The following is a 233-nucleotide window of genomic DNA, read 5'->3' as shown; positions in this document are numbered from 1 at the left end:
GGCCCGGCTCAAGTTCGCCGCCCTGCGACAGGACGCATGCGTCGAGGATGTTGATCTGCGCACGCCCCGCGGCCTGGACCGTGCGCTCCTGGCCAGGCTCGTCGCTGGCGACTGGATCGATCGCCACCAGAACTGCCTCATCACGGGCCCGACCGGATCGGGGAAGACCTGGCTCTCCTGCGCCTTCGGCCATCGCGCGGCGCGCGACGATCACTCCGTCCTCTACGCTCGGG

Annotated in this window: 1 protein-coding gene; it reads left to right on the top strand. The window is 70.4% G+C overall.

What is annotated here, in order from left to right:
• A partial coding sequence (locus tag V5F77_RS29370; protein WP_429008547.1) for an ATP-binding protein occupies window positions 1-233 on the top strand: 233 nt, incomplete at both ends.

It is taken from the genome of Roseixanthobacter psychrophilus, assembly GCF_043195195.1.
Taxonomy (GTDB): domain Bacteria; phylum Pseudomonadota; class Alphaproteobacteria; order Rhizobiales; family Xanthobacteraceae; genus NCEH01.
The sequence above is the reverse complement of the archived record's forward strand: the minus strand, read 5'-3'. Positions and strand labels throughout refer to the sequence as shown.